The organism is Streptomyces sp. NPDC052079 (genome assembly GCF_040680275.1).
Lineage (GTDB): Bacteria > Actinomycetota > Actinomycetes > Streptomycetales > Streptomycetaceae > Streptomyces.
Window position 1 is genome coordinate 73892 of sequence record NZ_JBFAWL010000011.1, and the last position, 21174, is coordinate 95065.

The 21174-nt window shown below is 71.9% G+C and carries 19 protein-coding genes and 1 pseudogene; 17 read left to right on the top strand and 3 right to left on the bottom strand.

The window, feature by feature from the left end; all coding sequences use genetic code 11:
* Positions 1-126 precede the first annotated feature (126 nt).
* The 7 genes from AB0L56_RS18350 (at position 127) to AB0L56_RS18380 (ending at position 8353) form a co-directional block, all read left to right on the top strand.
* Complete coding sequence (locus tag AB0L56_RS18350) at positions 127-1200, top strand: nitronate monooxygenase (protein WP_365424495.1); 1074 nt, start codon at positions 127-129, stop codon at positions 1198-1200.
* Positions 1197-1937, top strand: coding sequence for a 16S rRNA (uracil(1498)-N(3))-methyltransferase (locus tag AB0L56_RS18355; protein WP_365424497.1), 741 nt, complete (start codon positions 1197-1199; stop codon positions 1935-1937). The genes AB0L56_RS18350 and AB0L56_RS18355 overlap by 4 nt, the downstream gene beginning before the upstream one ends.
* 335 nt (positions 1938-2272) lie before the next feature.
* Complete coding sequence (locus AB0L56_RS18360) at positions 2273-2755, top strand: hypothetical protein (protein WP_365424499.1); 483 nt, start codon at positions 2273-2275, stop codon at positions 2753-2755.
* 46 nt (positions 2756-2801) lie between these two features.
* Entirely contained in the window at positions 2802-6008 is a 3207-nt protein-coding gene (locus tag AB0L56_RS18365; RefSeq protein WP_365424501.1) for a S41 family peptidase, read from the top strand.
* 66 nt (positions 6009-6074) lie between these two features.
* On the top strand, positions 6075-6428 hold the full coding sequence (locus tag AB0L56_RS18370; protein ID WP_361023033.1) for a histidine triad nucleotide-binding protein: 354 nt from the start codon (positions 6075-6077) through the stop codon (positions 6426-6428).
* A gap of 6 nt (positions 6429-6434) precedes the next feature.
* Positions 6435-7340, top strand: coding sequence for a ribonuclease Z (locus AB0L56_RS18375; RefSeq protein ID WP_365424504.1), 906 nt, complete (start codon positions 6435-6437; stop codon positions 7338-7340).
* A 20-nt stretch (positions 7341-7360) separates the two neighbouring features.
* Entirely contained in the window at positions 7361-8353 is a 993-nt protein-coding gene (locus AB0L56_RS18380; protein WP_365424506.1) for an adenosine deaminase, read from the top strand.
* Positions 8354-8409: 56 nt separating this feature from the next.
* Here AB0L56_RS18380 and AB0L56_RS18385 read toward each other — a convergent pair whose 3' ends face one another.
* Positions 8410-9531, bottom strand: coding sequence for a PfkB family carbohydrate kinase (locus tag AB0L56_RS18385; RefSeq protein ID WP_365424508.1), 1122 nt, complete (start codon positions 9529-9531; stop codon positions 8410-8412).
* Positions 9532-9696: 165 nt separating this feature from the next.
* Here AB0L56_RS18385 and AB0L56_RS18390 point away from each other — a divergent pair.
* The 9 genes and pseudogenes from AB0L56_RS18390 to era form a co-directional block, all read left to right on the top strand.
* Positions 9697-10035, top strand: a pseudogene (locus AB0L56_RS18390) (IclR family transcriptional regulator); the annotation flags it as partial.
* 196 nt (positions 10036-10231) lie between these two features.
* Positions 10232-11560, top strand: coding sequence for an MFS transporter (locus AB0L56_RS18395; RefSeq protein ID WP_365424510.1), 1329 nt, complete (start codon positions 10232-10234; stop codon positions 11558-11560).
* Positions 11561-12068: 508 nt separating this feature from the next.
* Positions 12069-13139: a PhoH family protein gene (locus tag AB0L56_RS18400; RefSeq protein WP_365424512.1), complete on the top strand. Its 1071-nt coding sequence runs from the start codon at positions 12069-12071 to the stop codon at positions 13137-13139.
* Positions 13140-13151: 12 nt separating this feature from the next.
* The gene (ybeY, locus tag AB0L56_RS18405) at positions 13152-13649 is read left to right on the top strand and encodes an rRNA maturation RNase YbeY (RefSeq protein WP_361023016.1); all 498 of its coding nucleotides are present in this window, start codon (positions 13152-13154) and stop codon (positions 13647-13649) included.
* Positions 13646-14956, top strand: a complete 1311-nt coding sequence (locus AB0L56_RS18410; RefSeq protein ID WP_361023013.1) for a hemolysin family protein — start codon at positions 13646-13648, stop codon at positions 14954-14956. Before ybeY ends, AB0L56_RS18410 begins: the two co-directional genes overlap by 4 nt.
* Positions 14953-15312, top strand: coding sequence for an MmcQ/YjbR family DNA-binding protein (locus tag AB0L56_RS18415; RefSeq protein ID WP_361023010.1), 360 nt, complete (start codon positions 14953-14955; stop codon positions 15310-15312). The genes AB0L56_RS18410 and AB0L56_RS18415 overlap by 4 nt, the downstream gene beginning before the upstream one ends.
* Positions 15313-15355: 43 nt before the next feature.
* A complete protein-coding gene (locus AB0L56_RS18420; RefSeq protein ID WP_365424515.1) occupies positions 15356-15709 on the top strand; it encodes a cytidine deaminase in 354 nt (117 codons plus the stop codon).
* A 151-nt stretch (positions 15710-15860) separates the two neighbouring features.
* Positions 15861-16340: a hypothetical protein gene (locus AB0L56_RS18425; protein WP_361023004.1), complete on the top strand. Its 480-nt coding sequence runs from the start codon at positions 15861-15863 to the stop codon at positions 16338-16340.
* A 323-nt stretch (positions 16341-16663) separates the two neighbouring features.
* Complete coding sequence (gene era, locus AB0L56_RS18430) at positions 16664-17617, top strand: GTPase Era (protein ID WP_361023001.1); 954 nt, start codon at positions 16664-16666, stop codon at positions 17615-17617.
* Positions 17618-17650: 33 nt separating this feature from the next.
* Here the strand turns inward: era and AB0L56_RS18435 are convergent, their stop codons facing one another.
* Positions 17651-17917, bottom strand: a complete 267-nt coding sequence (locus AB0L56_RS18435; protein ID WP_365424518.1) for a protealysin inhibitor emfourin — start codon at positions 17915-17917, stop codon at positions 17651-17653.
* Between the two features lie 20 nt (positions 17918-17937).
* Entirely contained in the window at positions 17938-19008 is a 1071-nt protein-coding gene (locus AB0L56_RS18440) for a M4 family metallopeptidase (RefSeq protein WP_365424520.1), read from the bottom strand.
* A gap of 328 nt (positions 19009-19336) precedes the next feature.
* Between AB0L56_RS18440 and leuA the strand changes: the two genes are divergently transcribed.
* Positions 19337-21058 carry a 2-isopropylmalate synthase gene (leuA, locus tag AB0L56_RS18445; protein ID WP_361022992.1) on the top strand — a complete coding sequence of 574 codons (1722 nt, stop codon included), beginning with the start codon at positions 19337-19339 and terminating at the stop codon, positions 21056-21058.
* Positions 21059-21174: the final 116 nt, after the last annotated feature.

Genomic DNA, 21174 nt, shown 5'->3' on the forward strand with positions numbered 1-21174 from the left:
TTCGGAGGGCGGTGACGGCCGGGTCCGAAGGCGGTGACGCCCGGGGCGCGGGGCCCCCGAAAAGTGGCTTATGCCAAGGGGAAGGGCCGATTCGGAGTTGGCCGGGGGACGTGACAACATGCCGTCATGTCCTCCGTACCGACCGATCTTTTCCCGCTCCCCATCGTGCAGGCGCCGATGGCGGGCGGTGTCGCCGTGCCGCAGCTCGCGGCGGCCGTGTCCGAGGCGGGCGGGCTCGGTTTCCTGGCCGCCGGGTACAAGACCGCGGACGGGATGTACCAGGAGATCAAGCAGCTGCGAGGGCTGACCGCACGGCCCTTCGGCGTCAACCTCTTCCTGCCGCAGCCGGAGACCGCCGACCCCGCCGCGGTCGATGTCTACGCCCATCAGCTGGCTGGTGAGGCCTCCTGGTACGAGACGGAGCTCGGCGACCCGGACAGCGGCCGCGACGACGGCTACGAGACCAAGCTCGCCGTGCTGCTGGACAACCCGGTGCCGGTGGTGTCGTTCCACTTCGGAGTGCCGGCCCGCGAGGTGCTGGACTCGCTGCGCCGCGTCGGCACCTTCACGCTGGTCACCGCCACCACGGCGGAGGAGGCCCGGGCCGTGGAGCGGGCCGGCGCGGATGCGGTGATCGCGCAGGGCATTGAGGCCGGCGGCCACCAGGGCACCCACCGCGACGTCCCGGAGACGGCGGGCTCCGGCCTCGGAGTGCTGTCCCTCGTCGCCCAGGTCCGGGAGGCCGTCGGTATCCCGGTCATCGCCGCCGGCGGCATCATGCGCGGCGGCCAGATCGCCGCCGTCCTCGCGGCCGGCGCCGCCGCGGCCCAGCTCGGCACCGCCTTCCTCGCCGCCCACGAGTCCGGCGCGAACGCCCTGCACAAGCAGGCCCTCACCAGCCCCCTGTACGTCCGCACCGAGCTGACCCGCGCCTTCTCCGGCCGCCCCGCCCGCGCCCTGGTCAACCGCTTCGTGCGCGAGCATGGCCCGTACGCGCCCGCCGCCTACCCGGACGTCCACCATCTCACCGCACCCCTGCGCAAGGCCGCCGCCAAGGCCGGTGACCCACAGGGCCTGGCGCTGTGGGCGGGACAGGGCCACCGGATGGCCCGCGAGCTGCCCGCCGGACAGCTGGTGGAGGTGCTGGCCGCCGAACTGGCCGCCGCCCGGACGTCGTTGTCGGCGGGAGGCGCCCGATGACCGCGCCGGTGTTCGTCGTCGACGACTTCGCGACGGACGGCACCGGCCGTTACGTGCTCGACGGCCCGGAGGGCCGGCACGCCGTCACGGTGAAGCGGCTGCGGGCCGGCGAGGGCGTCGTCCTCACCGACGGCGCGGGCCGCTGGGCCGAGGGCGAGGTGGAGGCCACCGAGGGCAAGGACCGGCTGATCGTGCGGCTGGGTGAAGTGGCCGAGGAACCGGAGGAGTTCCCCAGGCTCACCGTCGTCCAGGCCCTGCCCAAGGGCGACCGGGGCGAGGTGGCCGTGGAGACGATGACCGAGGTCGGCGTCGACGCGATCGTGCCGTGGTCGGCGGCGCGGTGCATCACGCAGTGGAGGGGCGAGCGCGGGCTGAAGTCGCTTGCCAAGTGGCGGGCCACCGCGCGTGAGGCGGGCAAGCAGTCGCGGCGGGTGCGGTTTCCCTCGGTGGCGGACGCGGTGACGAGCAAGGGGGTTGCCTCACTTCTCGCCGAAGCGGAGTTCGGTGCGGTGCTGCATGAGAGCGGGACGGAGCCGCTGGCGACGGCGGAACTTCCCGTGTCCGGTGACATCGTGCTGGTTGTCGGGCCCGAAGGTGGGGTGTCGCCGGAGGAGTTGGCGTTGTTCGAGGCGGCGGGTGCGGGGGTTTACCGGCTGGGGCGCACTGTGCTCCGCACGTCGACGGCGGGTACGGCCGCGGCGGCGCTGCTGCTGGGGCGCACGGGGCGCTGGTCCTAGGCTTCTTCCGCCCCCGCCGCCCTTTCCCGTCCCAACCCCGGGGGCGCTGCCCCCGGACCCCCGCTCCTCAAACGCCGGAGGGGCTGGATTGTGCCGGACGGGCTGAAAATTCAGCCCGTCTGGGGGTGCCCCTCTGGGGGAGTTTGAGGACGAGGCCCGAAGGGCCGAAAGGGGGGTCCGGGGGCAGCGCCCCCGGGGGACGGGAACGGGAAGGGGCGGCGGGGGCGAATTCAGTGTGGCCGTATGCGCCCTACCGCCCCGGCTGTGACGGTGGCAGTCTGCCGTGCATGGGGGCGATGAAAAGGGCTCCGCGAGGGGCACGTTGGGGGCGGCAGATGCTCGCCGTCGGCTTCGCCGCGATCGCCGTGACCGGCATCGCGGCCTGCGAGGGCGGCGGACTCAGCTCCGCGGCCATCGCGCTCACGACCGACGAGACCGTGACCGACGCACTCAACAACCGGAAGGCCGACGTACGGTGGCTCAGCTGCACCGCGTCCTTCGGTGACAAGGCCGGCACAAACACCACCGCCGCCGTCGACTGCCAGGGCGAGACCCAGGACGGCAAGGAGATCACCGTCACCGGAGAGATCACGCACGCCATCAACAGCGCCTGCGTACGCGGCAACATCACCGCGAAGGTCGACGGCAAGCAGGTGTTCCGCGTCGACGGCCTGGGCGACTGCCAGGGCAGCTCACCGCCCCGCGTGAGCGAACCCACGCGGGGCAACGGCGGCCCCCGCCCCACCGTCACCGTGACCGTGACGACGACCGTGTGGTGCGAGCAGTACCCGTCCTGTCGCCCCGTCGAGGGCAAGTGATCAGAACCCCTGTCCAGGACCGCCCGCTCCTGCATAGGGTGATCGGGTGACACAGCCTGCATCGGTCGCATCCGCCGCTTACCTCCGGTTCCCGCATCTGCACGGCGAGTTGGTCGCCTTCACCGCCGAGGACGACGTGTGGCTCGCCCCGCTCGACGGCGGCCGCGCCTGGCGGGTCAGCGCCGACAACGTGCCGGTGACCCAGCCCCGGATCTCGCCCGACGGCGCCACCGTCGCCTGGACCTCCACCCGTGACGGCGCCCCCGAGGTGCACATCGCGCCCGTCGACGGCGGCCCCGCCCGGCGCCTGACCCACTGGGGGAGCCTCAAGACCCAGGTGCGCGGCTGGACGGCGGACGGACGGGTCCTGGCGATCAGCGCCCAGGGCCAGGCCGGCCTGCGCCGCACCTGGGCCCGCGCCGTCCCCCTCGACGGCGGCCCCGCCACCACCCTCCCCTACGGTCCCGTCGGCGACGTCGCCCAGGGCCCGCACACCGTGCTGCTGTCCGCGCCGATGGGCCGCGAGGCCGCCTGGTGGAAGCGCTACCGGGGCGGCACCGCGGGCAAGCTGTGGATCGACCGCGAGGGCGACGGCGAGTTCGTACGACTGCACGAGGACCTCGACGGGAACATCGAGTACCCGCTGTGGGCGGGGGACAGGATCGCGTTCCTCTCCGACCACGAGGGCACCGGAGCGCTGTACTCCTCCCTCGCCGACGGCTCCGACCTGCGCCGGCACACCCCTCTCGACGGCTTCTACGCCCGCCACGCCGCCACCGACGGCGCCCGCGTCGTCTACTCCAGCGCCGGTGAGTTGTGGATCCTCGACGACCTCGACGGGGCGGAGCCGCGCCGTCTGGACATCCGGCTCGGCGGCCAGCGCGTCGACCTGACGCCGTTCCCGGTGAACGCCGCCCGCTGGTTCGGCTCCGCGTCCCCCGACCACACCGCGCGCGGCAGCGCCGTCTGTGTGCGCGGCACCGTCCACTGGGTCACCCACCGGGCCGGGCCCGCCCGCGCGCTCGCCGCGACACCGGGCGTCCGGGCCCGCAGCCCGCGTGCCTTCCGCGCGGACGGCGAGGAGTGGGTGGTGTGGGTGACCGACGCCGAGGGCGAGGACGCCCTGGAGTTCGCCCCCGCCACGGGCCTCGCCCCCGGAGCGAGCCCGCGCCGGATCGCCGCCGGGCAGCTCGGCCGGGTCGTGGAGCTCGCCATGGCGCCCGACGGCAGCCGGGCCGCGATCGCCTCGCACGACGGCCGGCTCCTCCTCGTGGAACGGGAGACCGGCGAGGTCCGGGAGGTCGACCGCAGCGAGGACGGCGACGTCTCCGGGCTGGTCTTCTCGCCCGACTCCAGCTGGCTCGCCTGGGCCCACCCCGGCCCGCGCCCGCTCAGCCAGCTCCGCCTCGCCAACACCACCGACCTGTCGGTCACCGAGGCGACCCCGCTGCGCTTCCAGGACTACGCGCCCGCGTTCACCCTCGACGGCAGGCACCTGGCGTTCCTGTCGACCCGCTCCTTCGACCCGGTCTACGACGAGCACGTCTTCGACCTGGCCTTCGTCGAGGGCGTACGCCCGTTTCTGATCACCCTCGCGGCGACCACCCCGTCCCCCTTCGGGCCGCAGCGGCACGGACGCCCCTTCGAGACGCCGGACCGGGACGAGACGCCCGACAGCGAGGGCACCCCCACCACCCGCATCGACCTCGACGGCCTCGCCGACCGCATCGTGCCGTTCCCGGTCGAGGCCGCCCGCTACACCAACCTGCGCGCCGCCAAGGACGGGGTGCTGTGGCTGCGGCACCCCGTGCGGGGCGTGCTCGGCGCGTCCCGGGCCACCCCCGACGACCCCGACCCCAAGACCGACCTGGAGCGCTACGACCTCGCCCAGCAGCGCATCGAGCATCTCGCCGTGGACGCCGACCACTTCGAGGTCAGCGGCGACGGCAAGCGGGTGCTGCTGTGGACCGACGGCCGGCTGAAGGTCGTACCCAGCGACCGGCGCGCCTCCGGTGACGACGACAGCGACAGCAACATCACCGTCGACCTCGGGCGCATCAGGCAGTTCGTGGACCCGGCTGCCGAGTGGCGGCAGATGTTCGACGAGAACGGCCGCATCATGCGGGACAACTTCTGGCGTCCCGACATGAACGGAGTGGACTGGGACGGGGTCCTGGACCGCTACCGGCCCGTGCTGGACCGGCTCGCCACGCACGACGACCTGGTGGACCTGCTGTGGGAGGTGCAGGGGGAGCTCGGCACCTCGCACGCGTACGTCACCCCGCGCGGGTACGGCGGCGACGGCGCGCGGCAGGGGCTGCTGGGGGCGGACATCTCCCGGCACGAGGACGGCAGTTGGCGGGTGGACGGGATCCTGCCCACGGAGACCTCCGACCCGGACGCCCGCTCGCCGCTGGCCGCGCCGGGCGTCGCCGTACGGGTCGGGGACGCCATCGTCGCAGTCGCGGGACAGGCGGTCGATCCGGTGACCGGACCGGCGCCGCTGCTGGTGGGGACGGCGGGCAAGCCCGTCGAGCTGACCGTGTCGCCCGCGGGCGGCGGCGAGCCGCGGCACGCGGTGGTCGTGCCGCTCGCCGACGAGGAGCCGCTGCGGTACCACGCGTGGGTCGCCGACCGGCGGGCGTATGTGCTGGAGCAGTCCGGCGGGCGGCTCGGCTACATCCATGTTCCCGACATGCAGGCGCCCGGGTGGGCGCAGATCCACCGCGACCTGCGGGTGGAGGTGCTGCGCGAGGGGCTGATCGTGGATGTGCGGGAGAACCGGGGCGGACACACCTCGCAACTGGTGGTGGAGAAGCTGGCCCGGCGGATCGTCGGGTGGGACCTGCCGCGCGGGATGCGGGCGGAGAGCTACCCGAGGGACGCGCCCCGGGGGCCCGTCGTCGCCGTGGCCAACGAGTTCTCCGGATCCGACGGCGACATCGTGAACGCGGCGATCCGGGCGCTGGGGATCGGACCGGTGGTCGGCACGCGGACCTGGGGCGGTGTGATCGGCATCGACAGCCGCTACCGGCTGGTCGACGGGACGCTGGTGACGCAGCCGAAGTACGCCTTCTGGCTGGAGGGATACGGCTGGGGCGTGGAGAACCACGGCGTCGACCCGGACGTCGAGGTGGTGCAGCGGCCGCAGGACCACGCGGCGGGGCGGGACGTCCAGCTGGACGAGGCGGTGCGGCTGGCGCTGGCCGCGCTGGAGACGTCGCCCGCGAAGCAGCCGCCGCCGTTGCCGTGAGCGGGAAGGACAACACCGCCCGCGGGTACGATGCTCGAAGGTGATCAGCTGGCTCGAGGAGGGTGTATGGCTGGGGAACCTCAGGAGGACTGCCTCTTCTGCAAGATCGTGGCCGGCAGCATCCCGGCGACGATCGTGCGGGAGACGGAGACGACCATCGCGTTCCGTGACATCAATCCCCAGGCGCCCACGCATGTGCTGGTGATTCCGAGGGCGCACCACCGGGACGCCGCCGCCCTCGCCACCGCCGCGCCCGAGCTGGCCGCGGACGTGCTGCGGGAGACGGGGGCCATCGCGGAACAGGAAAAGCTGGAGAGCTACCGGGTCGTCTTCAACACCGGCAGCGGCGCCGGCCAGACCGTCTGGCACGCGCACGCCCACGTCCTGGGCGGCCGCGGCCTCGAATGGCCCCCCGGATAGCCGGCCTTGTCCGTACGTGAACTGGTGGTGCTCGGCACCGCCAGCCAGGTTCCCACCCGGCACCGCAACCACAACGGCTACCTGCTGCGCTGGGACGGCGAGGGCATTCTGTTCGACCCCGGCGAGGGTACCCAGCGCCAGATGCTGCGCGCGGGGGTCGCCGCCCACGACCTGAACCGGATCTGCGTCACCCACTTCCACGGCGACCACTGCCTCGGACTCGCCGGGGTGATCCAGCGCGTCAACCTCGACAAGGTGCCGCACGAGATCACCGCCCACTACCCGCGTTCCGGTCAGCGCTTCTTCGACCGTCTGCGCTACGCCGCCGCCTACCGCGAGACCGTCCCCCTCAGCGAGGCACCCGTCGACGCCGACGGCACGCTCGCTCGTACGCCCGGCTACACACTGGAGGCGCGGAAGCTGTCGCACCCCATCGAGGCGTACGGGTACCGGTTCGTCGAGCCCGACGGGCGGCGCATGCTCCCCGAGCGGCTCGCCGCGCACGGCATCAAGGGGCCGGACGTCGGCAGGATCCAGCGCGAGGGCTCGCTGGGCGGGGTGCCGCTGGAGTCGGTCAGTGAGGTGCGGCGCGGACAGCGGTTCGCGTTCGTCATGGACACCCGGCTGTGCGACGGGGTGTACGCGCTGGCCGAGGGCTGCGACATGCTCGTCATCGAGGCGACGTTCCTCGACGAGGAGAAGGAACTCGCCGATGAGTTCGGCCATCTGACGGCCGGGCAGGCGGCGCGGGTCGCGCGGGAGGCAGGGGTGCGGCATCTGGTGCTCACGCACTTCAGCCAGCGGTACTCCGAGCCGGAGGAGTTCGAGCGCCAGGCGCGGGCGGCGGGGTACGAGGGTGAACTGACCGTGGCGCAGGATCTGCAACGGATAGGACTTCCCAAGCGTCGGTGAAGCGGCCGTAGGATTGGTTGATGCCTGTACCGAAAGCCGAACTGCACCTTCATATCGAAGGAACGCTGGAACCCGAGCTCGCCTTCTCCCTGGCCGCGCGCAACGGCGTCGAGCTCCCGTACGCCGACACCGGCGCGCTCCGTGAGGCCTATCGCTTCAAGGATCTGCAGTCCTTCCTCGACCTGTACTACGAGCTGATGACGGTGCTGCGCACCGAGCGGGACTTCGAGGACCTCGCCGACGCCTATCTCGCCCGGGCGGCCGCGCAGGGAGTGCGGCACGCGGAGATCTTCTTCGATCCGCAGGCGCACCTCGCGCGCGGCGTCGGCATGGGCACGGTGGTCGAGGGGCTGTGGCGGGCGCTGGGCAGGAGCATGGAGACGCACGGCGTGTCGACCCGGCTGATCATGTGCTTCCTGCGGGACGAGTCCGCGGAGTCCGCCTTGGCGACGCTGGACGCCGCCAAGCCGTACCTCGACCGGATCACCGGTGTGGGACTCGACTCGGCGGAGGTCGGGCATCCGCCGGTGAAGTTCCGCGCGGTGTACGAGGCCGCCGCGGCGCTGGGGCTGCGGCGCGTGGCGCACGCCGGTGAGGAGGGACCGCCCGAGTACATCACCGAGGCGCTGGACGTGCTCGGCGTCGAGCGGATCGATCACGGGCTGCGCTGCGTGGAGGACCCCGCGCTGGTGGAGCGGCTGGTGCGCGAGCGCGTTCCGCTCACGCTGTGCCCGTTGTCCAATGTCCGCCTGCGGACCGTCGACACCCTCGCCGACCACCCGCTGCCCGCCATGCTTCGGGCGGGGCTGATGTGCACGGTCAACTCGGACGACCCGGCCTACTTCGGCGGCTACGCCGGTGACAACTTCGACGCGGTGCGCGAGACGCTGGGCCTGGGCCCGGAGCAGCTGCGGGAACTGGCGCGGAACTCGTTCCTCGCCGCGTTCCTGGAGGACGACGAGGAGCTGCGGTCCAGGTATCTGGCCGACGTGGAGGCGTACGACTTCACCTGATCGCAGCCCGGCCGCGGGGGAGCGCGGTGCGAGCCCCCGCGGCCGGACCCACGTGGTCAGGCCGGCCGGCGGAAGCCGATGGTCGGCACCGCCCGCCGCAGCGGCCACGGCCGCGCCAGTTCCCCCGACAGCAGCCCCGCCAGGAACTCGTAGCGCCGCAGCGGCGACGGGTCCTGCCCCTCGACCGACCGCACCCGGCGCCACCACGCCGCGATCTCCGCCCACCCCGGCGCCGACAGTGACCCCCCGAACTCCTGCACGGACAGCGCCGCGGTGAGCCCCCCGAAGGCGAGCCGGTCGGCCAGCGGCCATCCCGCCAGCGTCCCCGTCACAAACCCGGCGACGAACACGTCCCCCGCCCCCGTCGGATCCAGCGCCTCGACCTCGATCGCCGGCACCGAGGCCATCTCCCCCGTACGCCGGTCCACCGCGTACGCGCCCTCCGCCCCGAGGGTCACCACCGCGACCGGCACATGCTCGGTGAGGGCGTGGGCCGCCGCGCGCGGGCAGTTGGTGCGCGTGTAGCGCATCGCCTCCTCCGCGTTCGGCAGGAACGCCTCGCAGTACCGCAGGTCGGGCAGCCGGGCGAGATCCCACGCCCCGCTGTCGTCCCAGCCGACGTCGCCGAAGATCCGCGCCCCCTTGCGGGCGGCCTGCGCGATCCAGGAGGCGCTGCGGCCGGGTGTGAGGGACGCGACGGCGGCACGCGCGGGGGGCGGGCAGTCGGGCGCGGGCTCCTCCGGGGGCGGTTCGTGGCCGTGGGAGACCATGGTGCGCTCGCCCTCGTAGGCCATGGAGACCGTGACGGGCGAGTGCCAGCCGGGCACGGTGCGCGACAGGGAGAGGTCGATGCCCTCGCCCTGCTGCAGCGCGTCCCAGCAGTACTCGCCGTAGTGGTCGTCGCCGAACGCCGCCGCGAGGGAGGTGCGCAGGCCGAGCCGGGCCAGGGCGGTGGCCATGTTGGCCACCCCGCCGGGGCTCGACCCCATCCCGCGCGCCCAGGACTCGGTCCCGCGCACCGGGGCGGAGTCGAGCCCGGTGAAGATGATGTCGAGGAAGACGGTGCCGGTGAGATAGACGTCCCAGGGCGGGTCCTGCGGTGCGCGCAGGGCGGCGAGGGGATCGAGCTGGGACGGGCAGCCCGGTCCCTCGATGCGTGCCTTTCCACTGGACCCCATCACGGTGCTCCCTGGCATGGTGCGGACCAGGCCAGTGTGCACCACCCCACCGACATCGTGACGCCCGTCACTTCCTTACCACCTGCCCGAGGTCGGGGGCGCCGGAGACCCGCACGGTGCCGTTCCCGAAGGCGAGGCGCTCGGCGAGGACGTCCTCGGACTCCGCTCGGCAAGGCGCTGCCGGCGGAACGGCCGGACGAGGAGCTGCCCGAGGGCCTCTACAAGGCGGCGACGCCCGCCCCCAGACGTCGCGCCAGGCGCCGACGGCCGATCTGGCGGGGGAGCGCGGCTACTCGGTGGACCGCGAGGAGGAGCGGCCGGATTCGTGGCTTCGGCTTCGCCCTGCGGTACGACGTCCCGGCGCAGGACGGCATCAGCTGCTCGGTGCCGGTGGCCCGGCTGACGCCGGAGCGGGAGGAGCGGATCGTCGCCGTGATGCGCGAGATCCGGACGAAGACGGAGGGCGCAATTTCCCCAGGTGGCGGGGCAGTTCACGGGCGATAGCGGACGCTCCTGCCCGGGCTCCCGGACCCTCAAACCAAAGAGTGGTTCAGATCACACCTGGCGCCCTCCCGTTGCCCTCCCTCGGCTTGATACAAATTGCGCGCGCGCTCCTGTCGGTCGACGGTCGTCGCTCCCCTCTTCTCTCGCATTTTTCTCGCATTTCGCACCGTCCCTTTCGCATGCCCTGGGAACGCCCGTGTTCGCCCCTCGCACCACCCCCTGGCCCCTCGTCGCCCTTTTCACGGCCGGGTACCTCGCTCCGTATCTGCTGCCGACCACCGTCGGCCGCATCGAACGCGGGCTCGATCTCTCCGCCACCCAGGCCGGGGCCGTAGGCAGCGCGCTGCTGCTGAGCTCCGCCACGGCCGGGTTCCTGCTGGCGTCCCGCGTGGAGCGGGTCGGGGCGCGGACCATGGCCCGGCTGGGTCTCGTCCTGGCCGTCATCGGCTACGGCGGGGCCGCCCTCACCAGCGCCGTACCGGCCGTCGTCGCCGGCGCGGTGATCGGCGGCTTCGGCTCCGGCACGACCACGACGGTCGCCGCGACCCGGATCGCCGCGGAACGCGACCCGCACCGGGCGTCCACGCTGGGGCTGCTCAGCGTCTCCGCGCTCGCGGGCCTGGTGTACCTGACGGTGCCCCATCTGCCGGGGCACGGCCTCACGCTGGCCGCCATCGCCCTCACGGCGGTGGCCGTGTGGCCGCTGACCTCCCGGCTGCCGGCCGGCACGCCCGCTCCCCGCGTCACCGGACCCCAACCGGCCGCCCCCCGCCTGCCGCACCGGCGTTCGGGGCTGGTCCTGGCGGGCGCGATGGTGCTGTGGTCGCTCGCACAGAACGCCCTGTGGGGCGTGAGCGGACGCATCGGGTTCGCCCAGGCCCACCTGTCCGAACCGACCGTGGGCGTCGTCTTCGCGGTGGCGCTGGGCGCCGGGCTGCTGGGCGTCGTCGGCGCGGGCGCGCTGGGGTCACGGCTGGGGCGGGCGCTGCCCATCGGGGGCGGCACGGTCCTTATCGCGGGCTGCATCGCGCTGACCGCCTCGGCGACCGGGCTGGCCGGCTTCGCCGTGGGTGAGATCGCCTGGAACACGGTCTACCCGGTCGTCCTGTCGTACCTGATCGGGCTGGCCGCGTCGCTGGATCCGCGCGGGCGGTGGGCCGTGCTGGTCGGCTCGGCCTCCTCGCTCGGCACGGCGGCGGGGCCGCTCACCGGCAGCGTGCTGTCCGCGCAGGCCGGGTTCCCGGTGATGGGCGCGGTGCTCGGGGCGGGTCTGCTGGTGGTCGCGCTGCCGATGACCGCGGTCGCGCTGCACACCGGCGGGCGCCCGCTGCTGCCGGGCGCGGTCCGCCGTCGCGGCGGGCACCCGGCGGCTCTGGTCGCCGCGGGCTCAGGCGCCCCGACGGGCGCCGTCCCCGAGGTCGGCGCCCCGGAACAGCCGGTGGTCGAAATCCCCCTCGACGGCACCCCCGCCCCGGCCCGCCGCGCCTACGACACAGCAGCGGCAACCCATGCCCCAGGCGCGTAGGGGCCTCGAGAAGCGAGGGCCGCGAGGAACTGCGCGCCCAGCCCCCACCCCGCCGCCCCCTCCGCCCGGCTCGGTGACCCGAGAAGCGAGGGCCGGCCGGCCCCACCCCAGGGGCGCGGGGAACTGCGCGATCAGCCCCCACCCCGCCGCAGGGGCCCTGAGCCCCAGGCGCGTAGCCGGGGCTCGGTGGCCCGGGAAGCGAGGGCCGGCCGACCCCACCCCAGGGGCGCGGGGAACTGCGCGCCCAGCCCCCACCGCGCCGCGGGGGCCCCTGAGCTCAAGGCCCGTCCGCCGGGCTCGGTGGCCCGGGAAGCGAGGGGCGGCTGGTCCCACCTCAGGGGCGCGGGGAACTGCGCGATCAGCCCCCACCGCGCCGCAGGGGTCCAGGGCCCCATGGAGTAAAACGCCTACGGCGTTATCAGCCCTTCGTCGTACCCTGGGAAACGCGAGGCCGCCCACAGCTGCGCGGCCCTGAAGAGGAGGATCCGCAGGCCTTCAGAGCCGGCCCATGACTCAGACACCCACAGATCAGACTTCCGCGCAGGGACAGGCGAAAGTACAGTTCACCGTCCCCGCCCAGCACCCCATGGTCACCGTGCTGGGGTCCGGAGACGCCCTGTTGCGCGTGATCGAGAAGGCCTTCCCGGGGGCCGACATCCACGTCCGGGGCAATGAGATCAGCGCGGTCGGCGATGCCACGGATGTCGCCCTGATTTCGCGCGTGTTCGACGAGATGATGCTGGTGCTCCGCACCGGGCAGCCGATGACGGAGGACGCAGTGGAACGCTCGATCGCCATGCTCAAGGCGAGCGAGGCCGGGGAGAGCGAGGGCCAGGAGACCCCGGCCCAGGTGCTCACGCAGAACATCCTCTCCTCGCGTGGCCGTACGATCCGCCCCAAGACGCTCAACCAGAAGCGCTACGTGGACGCGATCGACAAGCACACCATCGTCTTCGGCATCGGCCCGGCGGGCACCGGCAAGACGTATCTCGCCATGGCCAAGGCGGTGCAGGCCCTGCAGTCCAAGCAGGTCAACCGCATCATCCTGACCCGGCCCGCGGTCGAGGCGGGGGAGCGGCTTGGCTTCCTGCCGGGCACGCTCTACGAGAAGATCGACCCGTATCTGCGCCCGCTGTACGACGCGCTGCACGACATGCTCGACCCCGACTCCATCCCCCGCCTGATGGCGGCGGGAACGATCGAGGTCGCGCCGCTGGCGTACATGCGCGGCAGGACGCTCAACGACGCCTTCATCATTCTCGACGAGGCCCAGAACACCAGCCCCGAGCAGATGAAGATGTTCCTCACCCGCCTCGGTTTCGACTCGAAGATAGTCATCACGGGTGACGTCACCCAGGTGGACCTGCCCGACGGCACCAAGTCCGGACTGCGGCAGGTGCAGGACATCCTGGAGGGCCTGGACGACGTCCACTTCTCCCGGCTGTCGTCCCACGATGTCGTCCGGCACAAGCTGGTGGGCCGTATCGTCGACGCGTACGAGCAGTACGACAGCAAGCACGGCACCCAGAACGGCACCCACAAGGGCGGCCGTGGCAAGTCCGGGCACAAGGGGAAGTAGACCGAGCACCAGATGTCGATCGACGTCAACAACGAGTCCGGAACCGAGGTCGACGAGCAGGCGATCCTCGACATCGCCCGCTACGCCCTCGCGCGGATGCGCATCCACCCGCTCTCCGAGCTCTCGGTGATCCTGGTGGACGCCGGTGCCATGGAGCAGCTGCACCTGCAGTGGATGGACCTGCCCGGGCCGACGGACGTCATGTCGTTCCCGATGGACGAGCTGCGACCCCCGTCCAAGGACGACGACGAGCCCCCGCAGGGCCTGCTCGGCGACATTGTGCTCTGCCCCGAGGTCGCCGCCAGGCAGGCCGAGGAGGCGGAGACCCGGCACACCATGGACGAGGAGCTCCAGATGCTCACCGTCCACGGTGTGCTGCACCTGCTCGGCTACGACCACGAGGAACCGGACGAGAAGGCCGAGATGTTCGGCCTGCAGGCCGCCATCGTGGACGGCTGGCGTGCGGAGAGGGGCCTCAGCGGCCCGTCCCCGGCCCCCACCGTGTCATGAGTCCGGCCCTCGTGCTCGGCGCGATCGCCCTGGTGGTGGTCGCCTGGCTGGCCGCCTGCGCGGAGGCGGGCATCGCGCGGGTCTCCAGCTTCCGCGCCGAGGAGGCCGTCCGGTCCGGCCGCCGGGGCAGCGACCGGCTGGCGCAGATCGCCGCGGACCCGACCCGCTATCTCAACGTCGCGCTGCTGGTGCGGATTTCCTGCGAGATGGCCGCCGCGTCGCTGATCACCTACGGCTGCCTCAGAGAGTTCGACGGGACCGCCGAGGCCCTGCTGATCGCCATCGCGATCATGGTCCTGGTGTCGTACGTCGCCGTCGGGGTCTCCCCGCGCACCATCGGCCGCCAGCACCCCCTGAACACGGCCACGGCCGCCGCGTACGTCCTGGTGCCGCTCGCGCGGGTCATGGGCCCGATCCCGTCGCTGCTGATCCTCATCGGCAACGCGCTCACCCCGGGCAAGGGCTTCCCGCGCGGACCCTTCGCCTCGGAGGCGGAGCTGCGCGCGCTGGTGGACCTCGCGGAGGCGGAGTCGCTGATCGAGGACGAGGAGCGCCGCATGGTGCACTCCGTCTTCGAGCTCGGCGACACGCTGGTGCGCGAGGTCATGGTGCCCCGCACCGACCTGGTGGTCATCGAGCGGTACAAGACCATCCGGCAGGCCCTCACGCTCGCCCTGCGCTCCGGCTTCTCCCGCATACCGGTGACCGGCGAGAACGAGGACGACATCGTCGGGATCGTCTACCTCAAGGACCTGGCCCGCAAGACGCACATCAACCGGGACGCCGAGACCGAGCTGGTGTCCACGGCGATGCGCCCGGCGTTCTTCGTGCCCGACACCAAGAACGCGGGCGACCTGCTGCGGGAGATGCAGAAAGAACGCAACCACGTCGCCGTCGCCGTCGACGAGTACGGCGGCACCGCCGGCATCGTCACCATCGAGGACATCCTCGAGGAGATCGTCGGCGAGATCACCGACGAGTACGACCGTGAGCTGCCGCCCGTGGAGGAGCTCGGCGAGGAGCGCTACCGGGTCACCGCCCGCCTCGACATCACCGACCTCGGCGAGCTGTACGGGCTGGAGGAGTTCGACGACGAGGACGTGGAGACGGTCGGAGGGCTGCTCGCCAAGCAGCTCGGCCGGGTGCCCATCGCGGGCGCCTCGTCCGTGGTCGAACTCCCCGACGCCCGCACGCTGCGGCTGACCGCGGAGGCCTCGGCCGGACGCCGGAACAAGATCGTGACCGTGCTGGTGGAGCCGGTGGTTCCCGCGGGTCCGCCCGCGGTCGAGGAGGCGGGGCCGGAGTGACCCCGGGGCAGCTGCGCACCCTGTGCCTGTCCTTCAACGCGGCCGTGGAGGACTTCCCCTTCAACCCGGAGACCTCGGTCTTCAAGGTCGGGGGCAAGCTCTTCGCGCTGACCGCCCTGGACGCGCGGCCACTGAAGGTCAACCTCAAGTGCGACCCCGAGGACGCGATCCGGCTGCGCGCCGAGCACCCGGATCTGATCACCCCCGGCTACCACATGAACAAGCGCCACTGGAACACCGTCACGGCGGACGGCTCCCTCCCCGACCGCCTGGTCAGGGAACTGGTCGAGGATTCGTACGACCTGGTGGTGGCCGGCCTCCCGCGCGCCGAACGCCTCCGCCTCGACCGCCCCTGAGGTCCTGCGCAGGGGCCCTGTGTGCTCGGATTATGCTCGGATCATGACCGACAGCAGCGCGCTCGACGCCGAGGACCGCAAGATCGTCACCCTGGCCCGTTCCGCACGGGCCCGCAACGGTGTGCCCGAGGGGGCCGCCGTGCGCGACGACACCGGGCGGACGTATGTCGCGGGCACCGTGGCCCTGGACTCCCTGCGGCTGAGCGCCCTGCGGACGGCCGTGGCGATGGCCGTGGCGTCGGGCGCTACGTCGCTGGAGGCGGCGGCCGTGGTGACGGAGGCGGGCGAGGTCCCGGCCGACGACGTGGCCGCCGTACGGGACCTCGGCGGAGCGGGGACGCCGGTGCTGGTGGCCGACCCCGACGGGACGATCCGGGAGACGCTCACCGCGGGCTGATCCGGCGGCGCCGGACCTCGCGGTGTTACCACCGGTAAATAGGCCAGATTTCAACCTTGTCGCGCACTGCCTCCCGCGCATCAATGGACACCGTTCCCCCACGGAATTCCCCCCACGGAGTTCCCCCCACATGGAAAGGGAGCCGGAATCCATGAGAGGCAAGCGATTCGGAACAGGTGTGTCCCTGGCGGCCGGTGCTCTTGCGGTCTGCGGGCTGGCATTCGCCCCCAGCGCCGCGGCCGTCGCCCCGGGGGCGGCGACGGTCAACGCCGACTGCGGCAGCTGGGGCGGCGGCGACGCCACCCTCACGGCCACCCAGAACGGCACGTCCGCCACCCTCACCATCAACACCTCCGCGGTCACCGCGCCGCTCGCAATCGGCAAGGACTCGCTGGTCTCGGAGCTGACCATGGTGAAGGCCGGCGGCGGCACCAGCGTCTTCAAGGGCACCAAGAACCCGGCCATGGCGACCGGTGACGCCCTCGAGGTCGGTCCGCTCTCCGGGACCGTGGCCTCCGGCGACAGCCTCGAGGCATTCGGCGGCACCCTGAAGGTGACCGCGTTCGGCTTCATCACCATCACCTGCACGGCGACCGCACCGCAGTCGCCGGGCCCGTTCGTCTTCGACTGATCCGCCTGACGGACGGACGGCCGGGCGGGGCCCGCACGAGGGCCTGTCCGGCGGATCATGCCGGGGAAAGGGGCGGCGCCGTGCAACCCAGGTGAGCGGGGTCTGGTGCGTCCAGCCGCAAGACGGAGGAGGGAGTCGACGCGATGGGGGTCCCCCTCGAGCGAAGTCGAGAGTGGGGGAGTCGGCGACCGATGACAACGCCGCAGATGGGCGTGCCAGATCCCGCGTCCCCGGCATGAGCCGCCGGACAGGCCCCAAGGCCCCGCCCGGCCCGTTCCGGGCGGTGGTACGGCGGGCCTTCCGCATCAGGGAGAATGGGCGGCATGAGTGTTCGTACCCAGTCATCCGAGCAGCCGGCCGAAGCCGTCCACCGGGCCGGTTTCGCCTGCTTCGTGGGCCGCCCCAACGCGGGCAAGTCCACCCTCACGAACGCTCTGGTCGGGCAGAAGGTGGCGATCACCTCGAACCGGCCGCAGACCACCCGGCACACCGTGCGCGGCATCGTGCACCGGCCGGACGCCCAGCTGGTCCTGGTGGACACCCCCGGCCTGCACAAGCCGCGCACGCTGCTCGGCGAGCGGCTGAACGACGTGGTGCGCACCACCTGGGCGGAGGTCGACGCGATCGGCTTCTGCCTCCCCGCGAACGAGAAGATCGGCCCCGGCGACCGCTTCATCGCCAAGGAACTGGCCGGCATCAAGAAGACCCCGAAGATCGCCATCGTCACCAAGACCGACCTGGTGGACGGCAAGACGCTGGCCGAACAGCTGATCGCCGTCGACCGGCTGGGCCAGGAGCTGGGCATCACCTGGGCCGAGATCATCCCGGTCTCGGCAACCGCCAACCAGCAGGTCGACCTGCTGGCCGACCTCCTCATCCCCCTGATGCCGGAGGGCCCCGCCCTCTACCCCGAGGGCGACCTCACCGACGAGCCCGAGCAGGTCATGGTGGCGGAGCTGATCCGCGAGGCCGCCCTGGAGGGCGTCCGCGACGAGCTGCCGCACTCCATCGCCGTGGTCGTCGAGGAGATGCTCCCGCGCGAGGACCGCCCCGCCGACAAGCCCCTCCTCGACATCCACGCCAACCTCTTCATCGAGCGCCCCAGCCAGAAGGGCATCGTCATCGGCCCCAAGGGCAAGCGCCTGAAGGACGTCGGCATCAAGTCCCGCAAACACATCGAGGCCCTCCTGGGCACACCCGTCTTCCTCGACCTCCACGTGAAGGTCGCCAAGGACTGGCAGCGCGACCCGAAGCAGTTGCGCCGGCTGGGCTTCTGACGGAATCTTCCGGCGGCGGGCGCCCGAAGGGCGTTACGCCCCCTCCTTCAGCACCCGGCGGATCAGCGTGCGCTGCTCCGGGGTCAGCCGGGGATCCGCGCAGTACACCGACTTCCCGTCCACCGTGATCCGGTAGCTGAAGCCGTCCGGCACCCCCACCGGTGGGGTGCCCCGGCCGGCGGCGAGGGCCCGCTCGGCCAGGGCGTGCCACTCAGGGGCGTCGGGCCGCCCCGAGGTGTCCACCTCGGCCTCGCGCTCGATCCCCGCGAACCCGCCCGTGCGCTGTACCTGAATACGCATGGGTCGTGTTTAGTACGGAACTACAGCGTCCGCACCCCCACCCGCTCCCAGGCCTTCGTCACCGCCTGGAGTTCCTCACCCTCCCCGTACCGGGCGCGCGCCGCCTTCACCGTGAGCGTGGCGAAGTCCGGGAACTGCGCGTTCTGCCCGAGCTCGCCGACCGTGAGCACGTCGTACCAGATCTGCCCGGCCCGCTCCCAGGCGTGCCCGCCGAGCGTGGTGGCCGCCAGGTAGAAGGCGTGGTTCGGGATGCCGGAGTTGATGTGCACACCGCCGTTGTCGCGGCCGGTGCGGACATAGTCGTCCATCGTCGCGGGCTGCGGGTCCTTGCCGAGCACGTCGTCGTCGTACGCCGTGCCGGGCTCCTTCATGGAGCGCAGCGCCTTGCCCGTGACGCGCGGGGCGAGCAGCCCGGCCCCGATCAGCCAGTCGGCCTCGTCTGCGGTCTGGCCCAGCGTGTACTGCTTGATGAGCGCGCCGAAGACGTCCGACACCGACTCGTTGAGCGCGCCGGACTGGCCGAAGTAGTCCAGGTTCGCGGTGTACTGCGTGACGCCGTGGGCCAGTTCGTGGCCGATGACGTCGATGGGGAGGGTGAAGTCGAGGAAGATCTCCCCGTCCCCGTCGCCGAAGACCATCTGCTCGCCGTTCCAGAAGGCGTTGTTGTAGTCCTCGTCGTAGTGCACGGTCGCGTCCATCGGCAGTCCGTTGCCGTCGATCGAGTCACGGGCGTACGTCTTCAGGAACAGCTCGAACGTGGCGCCGAGACCGGCGTAGGCGCGGTTGACGGTGGCGTCCTTGCCGGGCTCGTCGCCCTCGCCGCGCACCTTGGTCCCCGGCAGGCCGGTGCCGTGCCGGGCGTCGTACACCGTGCGGCGCGGCGTGCCCGGCTCCGCGTCGGTGAGCGTCGCGACGGCCGGGGCGCCGACGACAGTCGTCAGCCGTCGCTGGGTGCGCTCGTAGGCGTCGCGCCGGAGGGTGCGGCGCGCGGGGCCGTGCAGCGCGGGGTCCTCGGCCTGCGCGAGCCGGTCGAGAACATGCGGCGGGACGATGGTGCAGAAGACGGGCTCAAAGCCCCCGTTGGTGGTCATGCCGGAACCATCGCACTGCGTCACCGGCCTGTCACCCCTAGCGACCATGATTGGTGAAATCCTCCACCACTCACCCCCCACGGCTCGCCCGGAGTGGTATACGGCACTTTTTGTCCACTTCATCCCGCCGGTCCCGCATACTGATACGGACCTTCGCACGGTGAGCGACTCGGTTAAGCTGCGGAGCATCATGCGTTTCGGGCTGCTTCTCCTTAGCTGCCGCGGTGAGGGTCTGCATTAGAGGCCGACCCCCTCCCCGCGGAGTTCGGCGCTGCGCCGTCGGCCGTCCACCAGGACACCCCGCGGACCCCCGAGGAGCCCACGCACCATGGCAAACCGCCAGCAGCCCAGTTCCATGCCGATCCAGAAGTACGGCCGCTACGAGCAGGTCGACATCCCCGACCGCACCTGGCCGGAGAAGCGGATCACCACCGCCCCCCGCTGGCTCTCGACCGACCTGCGCGACGGCAACCAGGCCCTGATCGACCCCATGTCGCCCGCCCGCAAGCGCACGATGTTCGATCTGCTGGTCAGGATGGGCTACAAGGAGATCGAGGTCGGCTTCCCCGCCTCCGGCCAGACCGACTTCGACTTCGTCCGCTCCATCATCGAGGACCCGGACGCCATCCCGGACGACGTCACCATCTCCGTACTGACCCAGGCCCGTGAGGACCTGATCGAGCGGACGGTGGAGTCCCTGAAGGGCGCCAAGCGCGCCACCGTCCACCTGTACAACGCCACCGCGCCCGTCTTCCGCCGCGTGGTCTTCCGCGGCTCCAAGGACGACATCAAGCAGATCGCCGTCGACGGCACCCGGCTGGTCATGGAGTACGCCGAGAAGCTGCTGGGCCCCGAGACCGAGTTCGGCTACCAGTACAGCCCGGAGATCTTCACCGACACCGAGCTGGACTTCGCGCTGGAGGTCTGCGAGGCGGTGATGGACGTCTACCAGCCCGGCCCGGGCCGCGAGATCATCCTCAACCTGCCCGCCACCGTGGAGCGCTCCACCCCCTCCACGCACGCCGACCGCTTCGAGTGGATGCACCGCAACCTCTCCCGCCGCGAGTACGTCTGCCTGTCCGTCCACCCCCACAACGACCGCGGCACCGCCGTCGCCGCCGCCGAGCTGGCGCTGATGGCCGGCGCCGACCGCGTCGAGGGCTGCCTGTTCGGACAGGGCGAGCGCACCGGCAACGTCGACCTGGTCACCCTGGGCATGAACCTGTTCTCCCAGGGCGTCGACCCGCAGATCGACTTCTCCGACATCGACGAGATCCGTCGCACGTGGGAGTACTGCAACCAGATGGAGGTCCACCCGCGCCACCCGTACGTGGGCGACCTGGTCTACACGTCCTTCTCCGGCTCCCACCAGGACGCCATCAAGAAGGGCTTCGACGCCATGGAGGCCGACGCGAAGGCCAAAGGCGTCACCGTCGATGACATCGAGTGGGCGGTCCCGTACCTGCCCATCGACCCCAAGGACGTCGGCCGCTCCTACGAGGCCGTCATCCGCGTCAACTCGCAGTCCGGCAAGGGCGGTATCGCCTACGTCCTGAAGAACGACCACAAGCTGGAGCTGCCGCGCCGGATGCAGATCGAGTTCTCGAAGATCATCCAGGCGAAGACGGACGCCGAGGGCGGCGAGATCACGCCGACCGAGATCTGGGACGTCTTCCAGGACGAGTACCTGCCCAACCCGGAGAACCCCTGGGGCCGCATCCAGGTCGCGGGCGGCCAGAGCACCACCGACCACGACGGCGTGGACACCCTCACCGTCCAGGCGACCGTGGACGGCGAGGAGACCACCCTGGTCGGCACCGGCAACGGTCCGATCTCGGCCTTCTTCCACGCGCTGCAGGGCATCGGCATCGACGTACGCCTGCTGGACTACCAGGAGCACACGATGAGCGAGGGCGCCTCCGCGCAGGCCGCCTCGTACATCGAGTGCGCGATCGGCGACAAGGTTCTGTGGGGGATCGGAATCGACGCGAACACCACGCGGGCCTCGCTGAAGGCCGTCGTCTCGGCCGTCAACCGCGCGGCGCGCTGATCAGCCACTTCGTGGGGTTTAAGGGGCTCCGCCCGCCGTTTGCGGCGGGCGGAGCCCCGTCGTTTACCGGCCAATGAGTGTGCAGGTCACGGGAAGGTCTCGTCCGGGGTACTGAC